The sequence below is a fragment of the Staphylococcus sp. FW104-15G4D genome, assembly GCF_058790135.1.
Window position 1 is genome coordinate 14,389 of the sequence record NZ_JBYTCH010000003.1, and the last position, 15,112, is coordinate 29,500.

The following is a 15,112-nucleotide window of genomic DNA, read 5'->3' on the forward strand; positions in this document are numbered from 1 at the left end:
ATCAAATTTTTAGCGACATCACGTAAACAGGTCGCCCTATTAATTCACTATCTTGCGTGTGGCGATAACCAGCTTGCTCATATAAATTGATTGCTTTCTCATTATCTGTATTTACTGCTAATGTAATTTCATTAATGCGTGGATAATGTTGTTTAATATATGCAGGCAATATTTCAAGGGTCCTCTTACCTATGCCTTGTCCTCTATAACGTTGATCAACACTAAATGATCTAAAGAAAATGGCCTTTGGATTATCAGTGAATGGTTTAGGCCCATTTCCTTCGTGTAAAGTGAAAAACGCGATACACGACTCATTATTCATAACTAACGTAGGATGTCTATCACTATCTTGATTAGCCGATTTGATGTTTTCAACTGGTGATTTCGTAAATTTATAGTCACTTTCTAAAATTTCTAAGTTTTCGACTTGCTCAAATAATTCCGGTTCATATGCTTTTAAATACACATTTTTCACCTAGCCTTTAGCTTTTTTAGAAAATTGGTCTATCCAAGTCAATACGGCAGGTGCTATGTTCTCTGAATCATTGATATTAAACCATCTAATATCAGTAATTTCATTGTCAGTAGTTATACTGGACCAATCAATAGCTTTTGTCGTTTTAAATCCGTTTAATTCAGTAAGCGTATCTGGTTGAGGATATGCCTTTCCAACAACGGTGCCTATAAATTCTAAATCAGTTTCAACCAAATCGAGGCGTAACTCTTCTTTAAGTTCTCGTTGTAACGCCTCAACATAGCTTTCACCTTCATCGATTTTACCACCCGGGAAATAATATTTATCTCTATTACGAACTTGAACGAGTAAAATTTGATTTTCTTTCTCTTCAACTAAACAAACACATTTAATCATTCGAATAAACACCCTACCCTATTCTTTATTACTTCAAAAAGCTTTTTATATTTAGTATTATGTTATCATAAATTAAATGATGAAGTGATTGAGTTCAAAATGGATAATTTTGAGTATAACAATATATCAATCATTTATGAGCGTATGCTTTTCATGCAAAGATATCATTCGGAGGGAATTTTTATGGCAAAACAAACTGGCGCTGTACGTTTATCTAACTTATTTAACATGGCAGGTTTCATCGTCGACGGTTATAATGGAATACGTCACGATGCTAAAAATAAACAAATGGTATATTTATCATTAGGTCTAAGTGCTATTGGTACAATCATCGATTTTTATGTATCTATTAAGTCACCATCAAAATTACGTAAATTAGGTGCGCTTACTTCATTCGCGATAAACGGTTTACGCTTATTTACTAGTTTCCGTAAAGTTAAAAATGAATATTAAAGATTATGATTGAGAAAGGAAGACGAAACGTTATTCATTCTTAAAGAATGTACTAATTGTTTCGTCTTTTTTTATTCGATTTTCTTGTAATTTTCATAAAAATCTTTAACATGTGTGATAATTAATTTTTGATAGTATTCTAATGCAACAGTATGAAGGTAACTACTAAAGGAGACATTTACATGCTTTACACTGTCACAACAACACTTCCTATTTCTCACGGTGGAAGAACCCAAGCTCTTTTAAGACGTATCAAACTTATAGATGAAGAATTTAACTTACCTACTAAAATTCTTACCACAAACTATTATGGCAACTACCCAAGTGTCTACAAACGTTTTTTAAAAGAAAATAAAATTACTAAAAATATAGAGTTTGAAAATATGTATGAATGGTTGTCTAATTTCAAACTTTATAAGGTTCCCAAAACTTTTATTACTAAAAATCCTAAATACGTTAAAACTAAACGTAAAATTAAAGGTCTAAAATACGAATTAGGCAAAGACCAAAGCGAGGTTTATTACTATAATAAGAAGTCATATGTCCGTTTTCGCAAATATTATGGCCAATCTGATGTTCTTCAATATGAAGACTATATCTCGCCTTCAACTGGTTTAAAGTATGAGCGACATGAATATAATTTATATGGCTTACTTCACAGAAAAATTTTCTATGTAAATAACTCATCAATAAGACACAGTGATGAATTAATAGATGCTGAAGGTACCATGTATTGTAAAAGATATTTTAATAATAATGAGAAAAATAAAATTAACTGCGTCGAGTTATACGAAAATGGCAAAGTTATTAAAACTTTTAAAAATGATAAAGTACTTGCGCAATATTACTTTCAATCGCGTTTTAAAGACAACGATGTGGTGTTTAGTGATGCAAGATTTTTAGATGCACCATTAATTAAACAAACACATCAGACTAAAAATATCTTAGTCTTTCATAGTTCGCATTTAAAAGAGGGTAAAACTAAAAAATCTTATAAATATGCTTTAGAACATAGCAATAACGTGGATAAATATATAGTACTTACGCATCAACAAATGAAAGATATTCAAGAGATGTATCCTATTGAAAACGAACGCTTTGAACTCATACCTCATTTTATAGAACTCAATCATAGAAAAGGTGAAAATGAAGTTATACAAGAAGATCGTTTCATTTATATCGGTAGATTTAGTAGTGAAAAACAAATGGATCATTTAATTAAGGCTTATGATAAGTTTGTTAAAAGTGGTCATCAAACAAAATTACATTTATTTGGTAGGGATGAAGATAATCAATTACCTATGATGAGAAGCTTGATTGCTGAGTACCATCTTGAAGATATGGTTAAAATTTCAAGATACACAAAAAAGCCTTTAGTAGAATTTGAAAAATCGAAAGCTTCTATATTAACAAGTAAGTATGAAGGTTTTGGATTGACTATTATGGAGAGTATTGAAATGGGTTGCCCTGTTCTATCATATGACGTTCGATATGGACCTAACGAAATTATCAATCATGGAGAAAATGGTTATTTAATAGAGGAAAATCACATCGAGCAATTAGCTCATCGAATGATAGACATTGTGGAACATCCATTAAGAAATGTAAGAAATCAAGAGAAATTAACATATTCTGCAGCAGTAAAGAATTATCATCACTTACTAAGAAATCTCAATTTAATTTAAACATCTAAACACAGTAAAGCTGACGAGGATGAGTGACCTCGTCAGCTTAATTTATTGTTTAAATGATATATCACTTAGTGAATAAATTTATAATTTCTAACTTGATATGAAGGGATAGTTCTATAAGTCATGTAACCTGGTGCTGCACTCCAGTTCATTTCAGAGACTAAAATACTACCATCACTATTCACGCGTTCAACAAAGGCTACATGACCGTAGTAACCAGCGTCAGTTTGAGCAATTGAACCTACTGTCGGATTATAATCAATAGTATAACCATCTGCAGCTGCTGCGTTGTCCCAATTATTTGCATTCCACCAATATATGCTGATACCTTTCCCGATTTCAGAACGACGGTTAAACACGTGCCAAGTACATTGACCCCATGTATATAAGTTTTGGTGGTAGAAAACTGGCGTATAATAGCCACCACTTGGAGTTGATTTACTAGTAGATGAACTACTTGAACCTCCACTACCTCCACCTGGCACTTTTAATTTTTGACCTGGGTAGATAAAGAAATTAGAAAGTCCATTTAATTGCATGATTTTTTGATATGAAGTACCGTACTTACTTGCAATTAATGATAAAGAGTCACCATATTGAACAGTGTACGTAGATGTACGACCTGAGCTACTTGAAGCCGTTTTTTTAGAGCCACTTGTAGATTTAGACGTTGATACTGATCCAGAAACCTTTAACTTCTGACCAGGTACAATTAAGAAGTTATTTAAACCATTTAACTTCATAATATTTTTATAAGTAGTTCCGTATTTAGCTGCAATAGATGATAATGAGTCTCCCGCTTTTACAGTGTACACTGAACCACTATTAGATGATGTCTTAGATTTTGACGCGCTAGATGATGATCCTGATACTTTAAGTACTTGATTAGGGAAAATTAAGTTTGAAGTTAGGCCATTAAGTGATTTTAATTTAGCAATTGAAATACCGTATTTATGAGAAATTGACCAAACTGATTCTCCACTTTTTACTGTATGTGTCGTTGCTGCATGTGCTTGCGTAGTTGCTAAAGCACTAATTGCTGTTGTTCCGATAAGGGCAGTAATATATTTTTTTTGCACTTGAAATCCTCCTCTACTTGTCTTTTTTTATTCCCGAATTTTTTAATACAAGCACATTATACTCTTTAATTATGTATAGGATGTGTGTTTTAGATGACATTATGATTACAAAATATTATTTCATTTAAAAAATAGCACTCCAGACAAATATCATTATGCCTATCTAAACTAATACAATTTATCATAAATTACAATGACAATTTTATTACGAATTCACTAATGACAACTACACAGTATTACCCTCACAACTGAATACAATTTTCATTCTATTTAAAAAGTAATATCAAAAGATAAACGAATTAAGTAGAACGTTCAATAAAAACAAAGATATTTACATAACTTTCATAATGCCTAAAGCAAGAATATACTGCCGACAAAATGATATTTTGTCGCCAGTGTTAGTAATCATTCTTTTCATCCTCTTAAATATCTTGAATTTTAAGCAAATTAATTCATTATACTTATGCTTTTTAATATACTCAGAAGCACCTCATTTCTATAAAGAAAGGAAGAGATTATGAGTTTAAGTGAATTTAAAACACCAACTTCAACGTCAATGTTGTCAATGAAGCCTATTGTACTACCCGCTTCCTATAGAGGAATAGATTTATAGCTAAAGGTCTCTTTCCCTAAAGAAGGTCATCACCTTCCTATTATATTGTTAGCACATGGGTTTGGTTCATCTATGGAGGGCTATGGACCCTTAGCTGATTTTTACGCGAGTCATGGTTTCATAGTTATTCAACCAACTTTTCTAGATTCAAGAACGATAAATTTAGATAAAGATGATAAAAGACAATCAGAACTCTGGAGATATAGAGTGCAAGATATGAAAAATATCATCGATCATTTAGATCAAGTCACTGAAGAAATTCCAACATTACATCAACGAATTGATAAAGATAATATTGCAGTAGTGGGTCATTCATTCGGAGGTCAGACTGCCGGCAACCTACTTGGTCTACAAGTCTTTGATCCATTAACAAATTCTTATACCGATTACCTAGATTCAAGAGTGAAAGGCGGTGTACTGTTAGCAACTTCAGGTGAAGGTGGAGATAAATTAACTCAATTCGCCAAAGATAACTTCCCATTCCTTCATCCGACATTTAAACACATGTCCAAACCTGCTCTTATTATTGTTGGGGATAAGGATGATTCTCCATTAACACAGTTAGGGCCTGAATGGATGGAAGAACCTTACTATTTAAGTCCCGGTAAAAAATCATTGCTTAAATTATATAATGCCGAACATTCTCTTGGCGGCATAGCTGGATATGAAGTGAAAGAAACCACAGATGAAAATCCAGAGCGAGTATCATTAGTACAGTATGTTACTTGGACATATTTACGTTCATTATTGGATATTGAACACGATAGTTGGAAACATGCTCAATCCGTTTTAGATGATAAAAATGCAATGGGAATCATTCAATCTAAAATGCATTAAAATTAAAACTGCACACTCTAAAAATTGTTTTATCAAAATAAAAAAAACGGTAATGTTTATTCGTCTAAATAAACATTACCGTTTCTTTAAATGATTAACTAATTTAATGTGTCTAATGCATGACTTAAATCATTCACAAGATCATCTGTATCTTCAATACCAATTGATAATCGAATTAAGCCATCAGTAATACCTTCTTTTGCGCGGACATCCGCTGGTATAGAAGCATGTGTCATTAATGCTGGCACTGAAATAAGACTTTCAACTGCACCTAAACTTTCAGCTAAAGTGAAATATTTTGTAGCATGAATCACTTGTTTAGCCGCTTCAGTGTCTTTCACTTCAAACGCAATAACACCAGTGTGTCCACTTGCTTGAGATTGGTGAATATCATGATTCAAATGACCTTCTATACTTGGATGGAAAACTTGTTGAACTGACGAGTGGTCTTGCAACATTTTAACAATACCTTCAACATTGCGATTGATTTGTTCCATACGTAAACCAAGTGTTTTAATACCTCTTACTAATAAATAACTATCTTGAGGTCCAAGAACGCCCCCTGTTGAATTAGAAATAAAACCTAAACGCTCACCCAATTCATCATCAGCAGTTGCTACTAAACCAGCGACCACATCACTATGTCCACCAATATATTTAGTTGCCGAGTGTAAAACGATATCAATTCCGAAATCTAGAGGATTTTGATAATAAGGTGTCATAAATGTATTATCTACCACTGAGATAAGATTGTGTTTTTTAGCAATTTCAGCTGATGCTTTTATATCAGTTACACGTAATAATGGATTTGATGGTGTTTCAATGTATAACATTTTAGTTTCTGGCTTAATGTATTTTTCAACATTTTCAATATGCGTTGTATCTACAAAATCAACTTCTACACCAAATCGTGTAAATACTTTAGTTAATGCACGATATGTTCCTCCATAGACATCAGAGTTTAAAATTAAATGATCACCTTTATCTAGCAACATTATAACTGCACTAATCGCGGCCATGCCTGAACCAAACGCGAACCCATGCTTACCATGTTCTAAATCCGCAATAACACTCTCTAGTGACGCACGTGTTGGATTAGCTGTACGTGAATATTCATACCCTTGTCTTAAATCACCGATATCATCTTGTAAATACGTACTTGTTTGATAAATTGGCGTTGTTACTGCTCCAGTATAATCGTCAGTTGTATGTCCACCATGAATCATTTGCGTTTTTTTATTCATTGTCATTACTCTCCTTATAATTGAAAATTTGTTTCGACATATAACGGTCACTACCATCAGGGAATATCGTTACGATTACGCCTTTTTTAATGTGTTTTTTTAATTCTAAGGCACCTTGCAATGCAGCACCAGATGAACTTCCTACTAGTAATCCCTCTTTATTAGCGATGAGTTTGACGTTATTAAAGGCATCCTTATCTGAAATAGTAAATATGCCATCCACTAAATCTCTATCTAAGAATGTAGGCCACTTTTCAGAACCTATGCCCTCTGTCGCATGCGCGTGTATTGGGCCTCCATTCAAAATAGATCCTTGAGGCTCAACTATATAATTCTTAACTCCCAGTGTTGTCATATGTTTTGCAACACCAGTAAATGTACCGCCTGAACCTACACCCGCTACGAAATAATCAATATGGTCCAATTGATGAGTGATCTGTTTGGCTAAGGTATTCGTATATGCACCAGGATTGTCTTCAGTACCAAATTGATTCATATACAACGCATTGTATTTTTTAGCATAAGACTTCGCTTCTTCTTGCGCCCCGATCATACCGTCAACTTTTGGTGTTCGCCTAACATCTGCACCTAACGCTTTCATAATTGAGATCTTCTCCTCTGAAAAGCCCTCCGGTGCAAAAATAACGCATTTGACTCTGAAACGGTTCGCAGCTATGGCAAGTCCTATACCAGTGTTTCCAGCTGTCGCCTCAACAATTGTGCCACCTTCTTTGAGACGCCCATCCTCAATTGCCGTTTCAACTAAATATTTTCCTAGACGATCCTTTACACTGCCTCCAGGGTTGAATTGCTCTAGTTTCGCATATATTTTTACATTTTCATCACTAAAACTTTCCAATAACACCAGTGGTGTCTGCCCAATTAAATCATAAGCTATCATATTCCATCTTGTCCGATTAACGCTCTACACGCCTTACGAACGTAACCTACTTTCTAATTTATGTTTTTTAAATTCTTACTTATCAGGTATGAATTATAAACGAAACCTTCCCTTTTTGCAATTTTCGAAAATGAAAACACATACTAAGCGAAGAAATCAAATTACTTTTGCGAAATATAAAATCCTTAGAAATTAATTAAAAGTCAATCATATGTGATTATATGTGCAACATGTTATCATTAAAGTGAATAGAGCTAAGTTAAAGATGTATATACACATCTAAATATATGAATCCAAAATTGAGAGAAATTATAAACTAAAGGAGATAACAAATTATGACGAAACGTGACTTGTCCTTATCAGTATTTACGAAAGAAAATTTTAAAAATCTACGTTATACATCGTCTAATTTTAGAAATTCAATGTATGATGAATTAGAAGTTAATAAAAGTCGTTTTAAAAACTGCAACTTTAATGAAGGTATTTTTAAAAATATAAAAGCGATTTCTAATAGTAAGTTCACTACATGTGGTTTTAATAATTGCATCTTCGAGAGTGTTCATTTTTATAAGAATCAATATAAAGACACAACGTTTGTGAATACATCATTTGATGAAACTGTTCTTAATAACATGGTCTTCCAAGATATCTTGTTCGACGAAAATCTCGCTCGTAATGTTAAAATGACGGACACTACATTCAAAAACGTTAACTTTAAAAATGTTGAAGTTGATAATGCTTCATTTGAAAATGTTAAATTCAAAAATTGTGCGTTCGATAATGTAGTCATTAAAAATGCTACAATGTCTCAAAAACTTATAAGTGAATTACAAAAGCAACACGTCGAATTAGAGAATGTTCAACCTTCAAAGTAGATTTAATATAATTATGTTTAAGATAGGTCTAAGCTAGGTAAATTAAACCTAAATTAAAACTTTTGAGGAGGCCTTTATATGAATGTCACTGGCCATTATGAAGAATTTGATAAAAGTAATTTAAATAAAGAAGATTTAACATCTTTTGATAAAATTAAGCAAAATATAGAGAAAATTAAACAACTTAATGATTCAAATTCGGAAGATAGTAAAAAGCTTGAACAACAAATACAAAAAGATTTAAATGATTGGAAAGAATATTTAAAAGATGAGTTTAGACCTGATAACGAACCAGAAAAAGAACGTTTATCCAATATTAATGATAAGGTTAAAAGTGATTTAGATGCAGCTTTTAATTATAAAAATGGCGCTAAAGTAATGAGTTTATTAGAACCTGCTTATCAACGTAGTAAACGTGACTTACCTTATGGTAGAGCGCTCATCATTTATAGCGATAGTAGCATTGTAGAAAATGCTAAAACGTTCTTCGAGTCTAATGAAGAAAATGAAAAATTAGCACATTTTATTTTAGATAAAAATATTGAATTAAGCGAAGAAATTATGTCTGATGATTTTGTAGAGTTACTTAAACTAGATAAAGCATATCTTGAAGCATACTTTAACTAAAAAATAAGGGATCGTTACCAATGAATTATTTTTCTGGTAACGATCCCTTTTATACTAATTGAACGATAAAGACTAATATAATCACCACTGGCATTACAAATTTAATTAAATAATACCAAGGTAAGAATAATTTGAACTTGTCTTTACCAAAGCTCTCTTGTAATAACTTTTTATCTAACAATTGACCTACAACTAATGTGGTACCTAAAGCACCTATTGGCATTAGAATGTTTGAAACAATAAAATCCATGTTATCGAAGATGGTGCCCGCACCTATTTTCACACCACTTAAACTACTAAATGAAAGGGTAGCCGGAATGCTAATCACAAATACTAATACACTGCCTATAAATGCTACTGGTTTACGTTTGCGATTATCATTTTTAGTAAAGTTAGAAACATTTAACTCTAACAATGAAATAGAAGATGTCAATGCTGCAAATAAAAACAATACTAAAAAGATAAAGTAGAAAATCGCTCCAAAGTGCATTTGATTAAACACTAATGGTAAAACTTTAAATAATAAACCAGGACCTTCTTGAGGTTGGTAACCAAACGCTTTTAAAGCTGGGAAAATGGCTAAACCTGCTAAGATAGACACTAGAATATTCATAACTACAATTGAAATTGCTGAAGATTTAATAGTCATTTCTTTTGGTGCGTAGCTTGCATAAGTAATCATTCCTGTTGTACCAAGTGATAAAGTAAAGAAAGATTGCCCTAATGCAAAGAGCACACCTTCCATTGAGACATCATGAAGTCTTGGTTGTAAAATATAGCGCACGCCCTCTAGCGCACCGTCTAAAGTTAAAGATTTTACTACAATAATTAATAAAAAGATAAATAATAATGGCATCATAATTTTAGATGCTTTTTCCAAACCTTTTTCAACACCGAGCATAACAATAATCATCGTTAGAAAAATAAATATCCCCTGTCCGAGTACTGTTAGCCAAGGATTACTAATAATATCTTCAAATTTGATACTAGTTAGAGAAATGGGCTTGAAAGATAGTGCTTGTACAATAACATTGCCCATATAGATGATGATCCAACCACCTATAACACTATAAAATCCAAATAATATTAATACGGCTAAATTCCCGTTCCATCCAATGAGATTTAACCATTTCTTACCAGTTAATTTACTATAAATTTGAGTCGTATATGTACGCCCCATCTTGCCTACAGTAAATTCCATTATGAGTAACGGAAGTCCTACAAAAATAGTGAAAATCAAAAACATTAATAAGAATGCGCCACCGCCGTATATTCCGGCCATGTATGGGAATTTCCACATTGCGCCTAAGCCAATTGCAGAACCTGCGCTAGCTAGGATAAAACCGGTAGATGTCTTCCACTGCGATTGGTTGCTCATTTTACCAACTCCCTTTAAAGCGCTAAAGTGTTTTTGTGCTTAAATACCACTGTATCACGAGTTGATTTTAAGTGCAATGTACCTATATATTGTCAGAATAATTAGATTTAACATTTTTGAATTTTAACTTTTACTCATCATCTAATCCATAAACAATATTTTGCCCCTCAGATACTTCCTCAATATCTAAACTCTCGATATGATTTACATTAATATAATGAACAATATCTTTTTTAATATATAGATACGGGAGTTCATCAAACTCATCTATAATACGTCTCACACAAGTGTCATGGTCGGGACCATTTTCAAAAGTTTTAAATTCTGTATAAGTTTTACCTGAAATAGTTGTATAAGTAAGTAAGAATGTGCGTTTCATAAACTATTAGTCTCCTTTAATATTTTATAGCTCTTACTCGTTATCGTTAAAAAATTCAACAATAGCTTGTTCTAATGCTTCTCGGCCCTCTCCATATGTCATTAAATGACCGCTTCTTTCAAAAGAATTCAATTCTTTATCCTCACAAGCAATATGGTCAAAAATAAATTGCGCACTATGGGAATACGCCTTATCATCTTGCTCGCCATACATTACCTTAGTTGGAATTGTAATTCTATCAAGATGAGAAATGATATCATCAATGATATTTTGAAAAACCTCAATTTGTTTATTATACTTTTGAATATTTTCCAATTGATCAAAGCTTTCTGCGTCATCGAAGTTTAAAATTTGATTTATTCTTCGCCCGTAAGTTTCAAGTCTTTTAGCAATACCACTCTCACCTTTTTTATGAGGTGCTGACATGACAGCTATTCGCTCTAAATTAAATTGCTCAGCTAGCCTAAGCGTAAACAATCCTCCTAAAGAAACACCTGTAGCATAGATATGTTGATAACCTTCGTCCTCTAAGAAGTGATACGCATCTTTAACTTCATTCCACCAATCATTAATATCAAATTCCGTAAATTGATCTAATGGTAAACCATGACCTGGATAGTTTGGCACATAACAGGTAAAACCTTGGTCATTTAAGGTTGTTGCTAAGTGCTTGACGTCGCGCACTGTACCTGTAAAAGAGTGTAATAAGAGAATCGCTTGGTCACGATTTCCCTTTAAATAAATTGGTTGAGGTGCTTTAATCTTCATTTCTTAATGTCACTCCTAATATAATTACGTTTTCTCAATTTTAGACGGCTCGCATGATACAGATAGACTGAATCATTTAAAAATACATTATTATTGAGCTATTCTATTTAATTTAACAAATGGGTGATGGTATCTATGACATCCATACATGATGATGTTGTTTGATTTCTCCAGCTATTGATATGCCCTGCTCATAACCAGCATGCCCAATATTAATTAAATTATCAGGACTATAAATGTTCTCACCAATAGCTTTTTGACTATCATTATTTGGTGTGACAGTAATTACATTACTATTTTTATTTAATTTATTTGCATCATCGTTTACACTAGGTAGATTTCCATAACCATCAGCTAGCGGGGCTATGATAATGATATTTTTAAAATCTTTAGCTACCATTGCATTTGCTGGAGAAGTCATTCCTCCATCAATCCAATCTTGATTTAATAGGCGTATATGAGGCCATAAACCTGGTACAGCACCACTTGCTGCTACCGCTTCTTCTAACGGTATGTTGCTCTCTTTATTGAAAGTGGCTAGCTGTCCAGATTTGGCATTAATAGCGGTTATAAAAAGATTACCTGTCCAATCCACATTACCTAAGCGCTGACGGACTGCATGCATACGTTGGTTTAATGGCATTTTAGACGGATGCGTATAAACAATATCTCCAAGCATTTGACCTACTTTAATTGGATCATCTTTGCCTACAACAAATGCATTTTGCCAAAGACGATATAAATCCGAATTTAATGAACCTCTATCATTCGAACTAATTTGAGATGGTAATTCTAAATAATAGGATTTCATATCCACTTGATTTGCTAATATAGCACCAATAAATGAACCAGCTGATGTCCCAATAATCGCATCGGCACTAGATACATTTATATCATTTTCAATTAATCCTGCTAGAACACCTGCTTCCCATGCCATTCCTGTGATTCCACCGCCGCCTAGTACAAGTGCTTTATCATTTCCCATATTATCTAAACTCCTTATATCACTCTAGTTTTTCTTATTATTCCGTAAAGTAAACAAAGGGTAAGCCATTATAAATAGTAATACCCATACAACTGCTAATGTTCCACCGCCAATAACATCAGTGAGATAGTGTGCATGAAAATATAATCTGCAAAACAAAATGCTTATCCAGAGTATGCTTGTTACAATTATAATAATGATTCGAATCACTTTTACTTTTATAACAGGTACAATTGTAAGCATAATCACTAAAAAGAGTAAGGTACTCGCATTAGAGTGACCACTAGGAAAGGACCATCCAGAATCAATAGCTAAATGACTAAATGGACGCTGTCTTTCCACAGTTTGCTTAATAAGATAATTAATCCATGTACCTGTAGTCATTAATAATAATACCCATATCGCTTGATGTTTATTTTTGAAAATAAACAAACATATAACGAGTATTGATGCTAATTTAAGAACGGCACTTACATCGCCAACTGTAGCACAAAAAGTCATATATAAATTTAAAATATCACCTTCATATACTCTTGGTGGGTGACCAAAGCATTGTGTAAACCACTCTAAAGATGATTTATCTATAACTTTGAGTAAGTGACAGTTTGTCATTACACCATACATCATAAAACTAAAAATAATAAGCAACATGATAAGCAAAGGAATTGTTACTTTTATTAAATTCAACCTTTCAATCTTCATTTAAACACCTATTTCTCTTAGTTGTGATAGAAGATAAATCATATTCTTGTTCTTCTTAAAACTAACTTTTTACAACTTATTAACTTGATTGCCTTTTTCATCAAAATTTTGAGGTTTTAGCCAAATTTCATATCTCTTTTTTATTTGAGGCCACTCTTTATCGATCATAGAAAACCATGCAGTATCACGATTTCTATTTTTATAAATAACTGCCTGTCTAAACACACCTTCAAAGGTAAATCCTAAGCGTTGTGCAGCTTTTTTAGAAGGCTCATTCAAATGATCACATTTCCATTCATATCTCCGATAACCTAAACCTTCAAAGACATATTGTGCTAATAAAAATTGGATTTCAGTAGCAACTCTTGTACGTTTTAACTGATTAGAATAATGTACATTACCTATCTCAATTGAGCCATGATTTTGATTTATCCTCATTAGTGAGACATAGCCTAATGCACGTTGCTGATTGCGATCGATAATTGCGTAAAATACTGAGTCCTCCTTGTGTATTAAACGTTGGATGTACTTATTAAATTCCTCTTTTTGTAGAATTGGATTCTCAAATAAATATGTCCAACTAGGCCGACTATCTTCCTTACCTAAAACTTGAAACAAATCGTCAATATGAGATTCATTTAATTTAACTAATGAACTATACCTTCCGTCTAATTGTTCTTTTTTAGGAAATTGGAATTGATAATTATGAGATACTTCATCCCCTATAGGCTGATTAAATTGATTTATTCTCATTGAATACGCCTCACTTTAACCACAAATTCACTTGCTAAATGATTTATTATTTCTCATTCTACCTCAAATTCTAATCAATTACTTTTTCAAACAATCTCTTGTATTAATTTATGCACTAAGCTATCATTTATCATTAAGATTTTATACTTATTACATGAATATTAATGTATAATAAGTTTTATCTATTTTATATATGTTAGGAAGGAATATTTTGAAGGATAAGCGAATACTCATTTACATTGCTCTCATTATTACACTTATACGCTTTTTTATACCATTCCATCCCAACTTTGACACGTTATTATTATGGTTATTTATACTTTATATAATCCCTATTATTTTAAGTTTAATTGCATTTAAATCTGAAAAGTTAATCGCCACAATGGTTATTATTCCTAATTTAATGGGAATCATCTATCGTTTAGTTGTATACGTCAATGATTTATTTCATCTAAAGTAAAAAACAGCACTATCTCTTTGATAGTACTGTCTTCATTCCGTTTATTGATTTATTCTTTTCTCAAAATTATCTTCTAATTTAAAAACAATCACGCGCTCACCAGTAACTGTGCTTAAATCACTATGAAATGTCACAACTTTTACGCCTGTCAAATCATAAATAATCGCATTTAAATCATCTTCTCCTGATTCGACAAGTTCTGAACGTGTACGCTTAATATTTAATAAGCCTTCGTTCGTCTTACATACACGATATTCAGCAGGTGTTAATATACCTTGTAAATTAACAATTATCATATCGCGTAAAATGTCAGTTTTTACAGATAATGACCCTCTACCTAGAAAGTCCTTTTCCCATTGCGTAATAGCTTTACTAATTTCGGATTCATAAATACCTTTAGTCTTTTTCATAACTAGACTACTCCTATATCTTGATTAACTATAGTTTAACATTAATCTAGATATTTCCGAAATCGCGTTAATTTAGATCACAATTC

17 protein-coding genes and 1 pseudogene are annotated in these 15,112 nt (G+C 32.4%); 6 read left to right on the plus strand and 12 right to left on the minus strand.

What is annotated here, in order from left to right; genetic code table 11:
* Position 1 precedes the first annotated feature (1 nt).
* Both AC3WQX_RS09625 and AC3WQX_RS09630 read right to left on the minus strand, forming a co-directional pair.
* Positions 2-466, minus strand: coding sequence for a GNAT family N-acetyltransferase (locus AC3WQX_RS09625; protein ID WP_037560384.1), 465 nt, complete (start codon positions 464-466; stop codon positions 2-4).
* A 9-nt stretch (positions 467-475) separates the two neighbouring features.
* On the minus strand, positions 476-871 hold the full coding sequence (locus AC3WQX_RS09630) for an NUDIX hydrolase (RefSeq protein ID WP_023349880.1): 396 nt from the start codon (positions 869-871) through the stop codon (positions 476-478).
* A gap of 183 nt (positions 872-1,054) precedes the next feature.
* Here AC3WQX_RS09630 and AC3WQX_RS09635 point away from each other — a divergent pair, with 183 nt between their 5' ends.
* Both AC3WQX_RS09635 and AC3WQX_RS09640 read left to right on the plus strand, forming a co-directional pair.
* Positions 1,055-1,324: a hypothetical protein gene (locus tag AC3WQX_RS09635; RefSeq protein ID WP_002434052.1), complete on the plus strand. Its 270-nt coding sequence runs from the start codon at positions 1,055-1,057 to the stop codon at positions 1,322-1,324.
* 182 nt (positions 1,325-1,506) lie between these two features.
* Entirely contained in the window at positions 1,507-3,009 is a 1,503-nt protein-coding gene (locus tag AC3WQX_RS09640) for a glycosyltransferase (protein WP_023349882.1), read from the plus strand.
* Between the two features lie 74 nt (positions 3,010-3,083).
* Here AC3WQX_RS09640 and AC3WQX_RS09645 read toward each other — a convergent pair whose 3' ends face one another.
* A complete protein-coding gene (locus AC3WQX_RS09645) occupies positions 3,084-4,094 on the minus strand; it encodes a CHAP domain-containing protein (protein ID WP_492740099.1) in 1,011 nt (336 codons plus the stop codon).
* 517 nt (positions 4,095-4,611) lie between these two features.
* Here AC3WQX_RS09645 and AC3WQX_RS09650 point away from each other — a divergent pair.
* Positions 4,612-5,544, plus strand: a pseudogene (locus tag AC3WQX_RS09650) (alpha/beta hydrolase family protein).
* A gap of 98 nt (positions 5,545-5,642) precedes the next feature.
* On the opposite strand, the gene AC3WQX_RS09655 reads toward AC3WQX_RS09650, so the two are convergent.
* Positions 5,643-6,788: a bifunctional cystathionine gamma-lyase/homocysteine desulfhydrase gene (locus tag AC3WQX_RS09655; RefSeq protein ID WP_002434084.1), complete on the minus strand. Its 1,146-nt coding sequence runs from the start codon at positions 6,786-6,788 to the stop codon at positions 5,643-5,645.
* Positions 6,781-7,689: a PLP-dependent cysteine synthase family protein gene (locus tag AC3WQX_RS09660; protein ID WP_023349885.1), complete on the minus strand. Its 909-nt coding sequence runs from the start codon at positions 7,687-7,689 to the stop codon at positions 6,781-6,783. The genes AC3WQX_RS09655 and AC3WQX_RS09660 overlap by 8 nt, the downstream gene beginning before the upstream one ends.
* Positions 7,690-8,024: 335 nt before the next feature.
* Between AC3WQX_RS09660 and AC3WQX_RS09665 the strand changes: the two genes are divergently transcribed.
* Positions 8,025-8,564 carry a pentapeptide repeat-containing protein gene (locus tag AC3WQX_RS09665; RefSeq protein WP_023349886.1) on the plus strand — a complete coding sequence of 180 codons (540 nt, stop codon included), beginning with the start codon at positions 8,025-8,027 and terminating at the stop codon, positions 8,562-8,564.
* A gap of 78 nt (positions 8,565-8,642) precedes the next feature.
* The gene (locus AC3WQX_RS09670) at positions 8,643-9,191 is read left to right on the plus strand and encodes a hypothetical protein (RefSeq protein ID WP_002434499.1); all 549 of its coding nucleotides are present in this window, start codon (positions 8,643-8,645) and stop codon (positions 9,189-9,191) included.
* Between the two features lie 49 nt (positions 9,192-9,240).
* Here the strand turns inward: AC3WQX_RS09670 and AC3WQX_RS09675 are convergent, their stop codons facing one another.
* The 6 genes from AC3WQX_RS09675 to AC3WQX_RS09700 all read right to left on the minus strand — a co-directional run bounded on the left by AC3WQX_RS09675 (position 9,241) and on the right by AC3WQX_RS09700 (position 14,156).
* Positions 9,241-10,569 (minus strand): sodium-dependent transporter, encoded by a 1,329-nt coding sequence (locus AC3WQX_RS09675; RefSeq protein WP_002469645.1) that lies wholly within the window; start codon positions 10,567-10,569, stop codon positions 9,241-9,243.
* A 130-nt stretch (positions 10,570-10,699) separates the two neighbouring features.
* A complete protein-coding gene (locus tag AC3WQX_RS09680) occupies positions 10,700-10,948 on the minus strand; it encodes a hypothetical protein (protein WP_023349887.1) in 249 nt (82 codons plus the stop codon).
* Positions 10,949-10,981: 33 nt separating this feature from the next.
* Entirely contained in the window at positions 10,982-11,716 is a 735-nt protein-coding gene (locus tag AC3WQX_RS09685; protein WP_023349888.1) for an alpha/beta hydrolase, read from the minus strand.
* Between the two features lie 133 nt (positions 11,717-11,849).
* Complete coding sequence (locus tag AC3WQX_RS09690; RefSeq protein ID WP_023349889.1) at positions 11,850-12,701, minus strand: patatin-like phospholipase family protein; 852 nt, start codon at positions 12,699-12,701, stop codon at positions 11,850-11,852.
* Between the two features lie 24 nt (positions 12,702-12,725).
* The gene (locus AC3WQX_RS09695) at positions 12,726-13,403 is read right to left on the minus strand and encodes a phosphatase PAP2 family protein (protein WP_023349890.1); all 678 of its coding nucleotides are present in this window, start codon (positions 13,401-13,403) and stop codon (positions 12,726-12,728) included.
* 69 nt (positions 13,404-13,472) lie between these two features.
* A complete protein-coding gene (locus AC3WQX_RS09700; RefSeq protein ID WP_023349891.1) occupies positions 13,473-14,156 on the minus strand; it encodes a GNAT family N-acetyltransferase in 684 nt (227 codons plus the stop codon).
* A gap of 211 nt (positions 14,157-14,367) precedes the next feature.
* Here AC3WQX_RS09700 and AC3WQX_RS09705 point away from each other — a divergent pair, with 211 nt between their 5' ends.
* Entirely contained in the window at positions 14,368-14,616 is a 249-nt protein-coding gene (locus AC3WQX_RS09705) for a hypothetical protein (RefSeq protein WP_023349893.1), read from the plus strand.
* Positions 14,617-14,657: 41 nt separating this feature from the next.
* Here the strand turns inward: AC3WQX_RS09705 and AC3WQX_RS09710 are convergent, their stop codons facing one another.
* Positions 14,658-15,026, minus strand: coding sequence for a Na-translocating system protein MpsC family protein (locus AC3WQX_RS09710; RefSeq protein ID WP_002434441.1), 369 nt, complete (start codon positions 15,024-15,026; stop codon positions 14,658-14,660).
* Between the last annotated feature and the right edge of the window lie 86 nt (positions 15,027-15,112).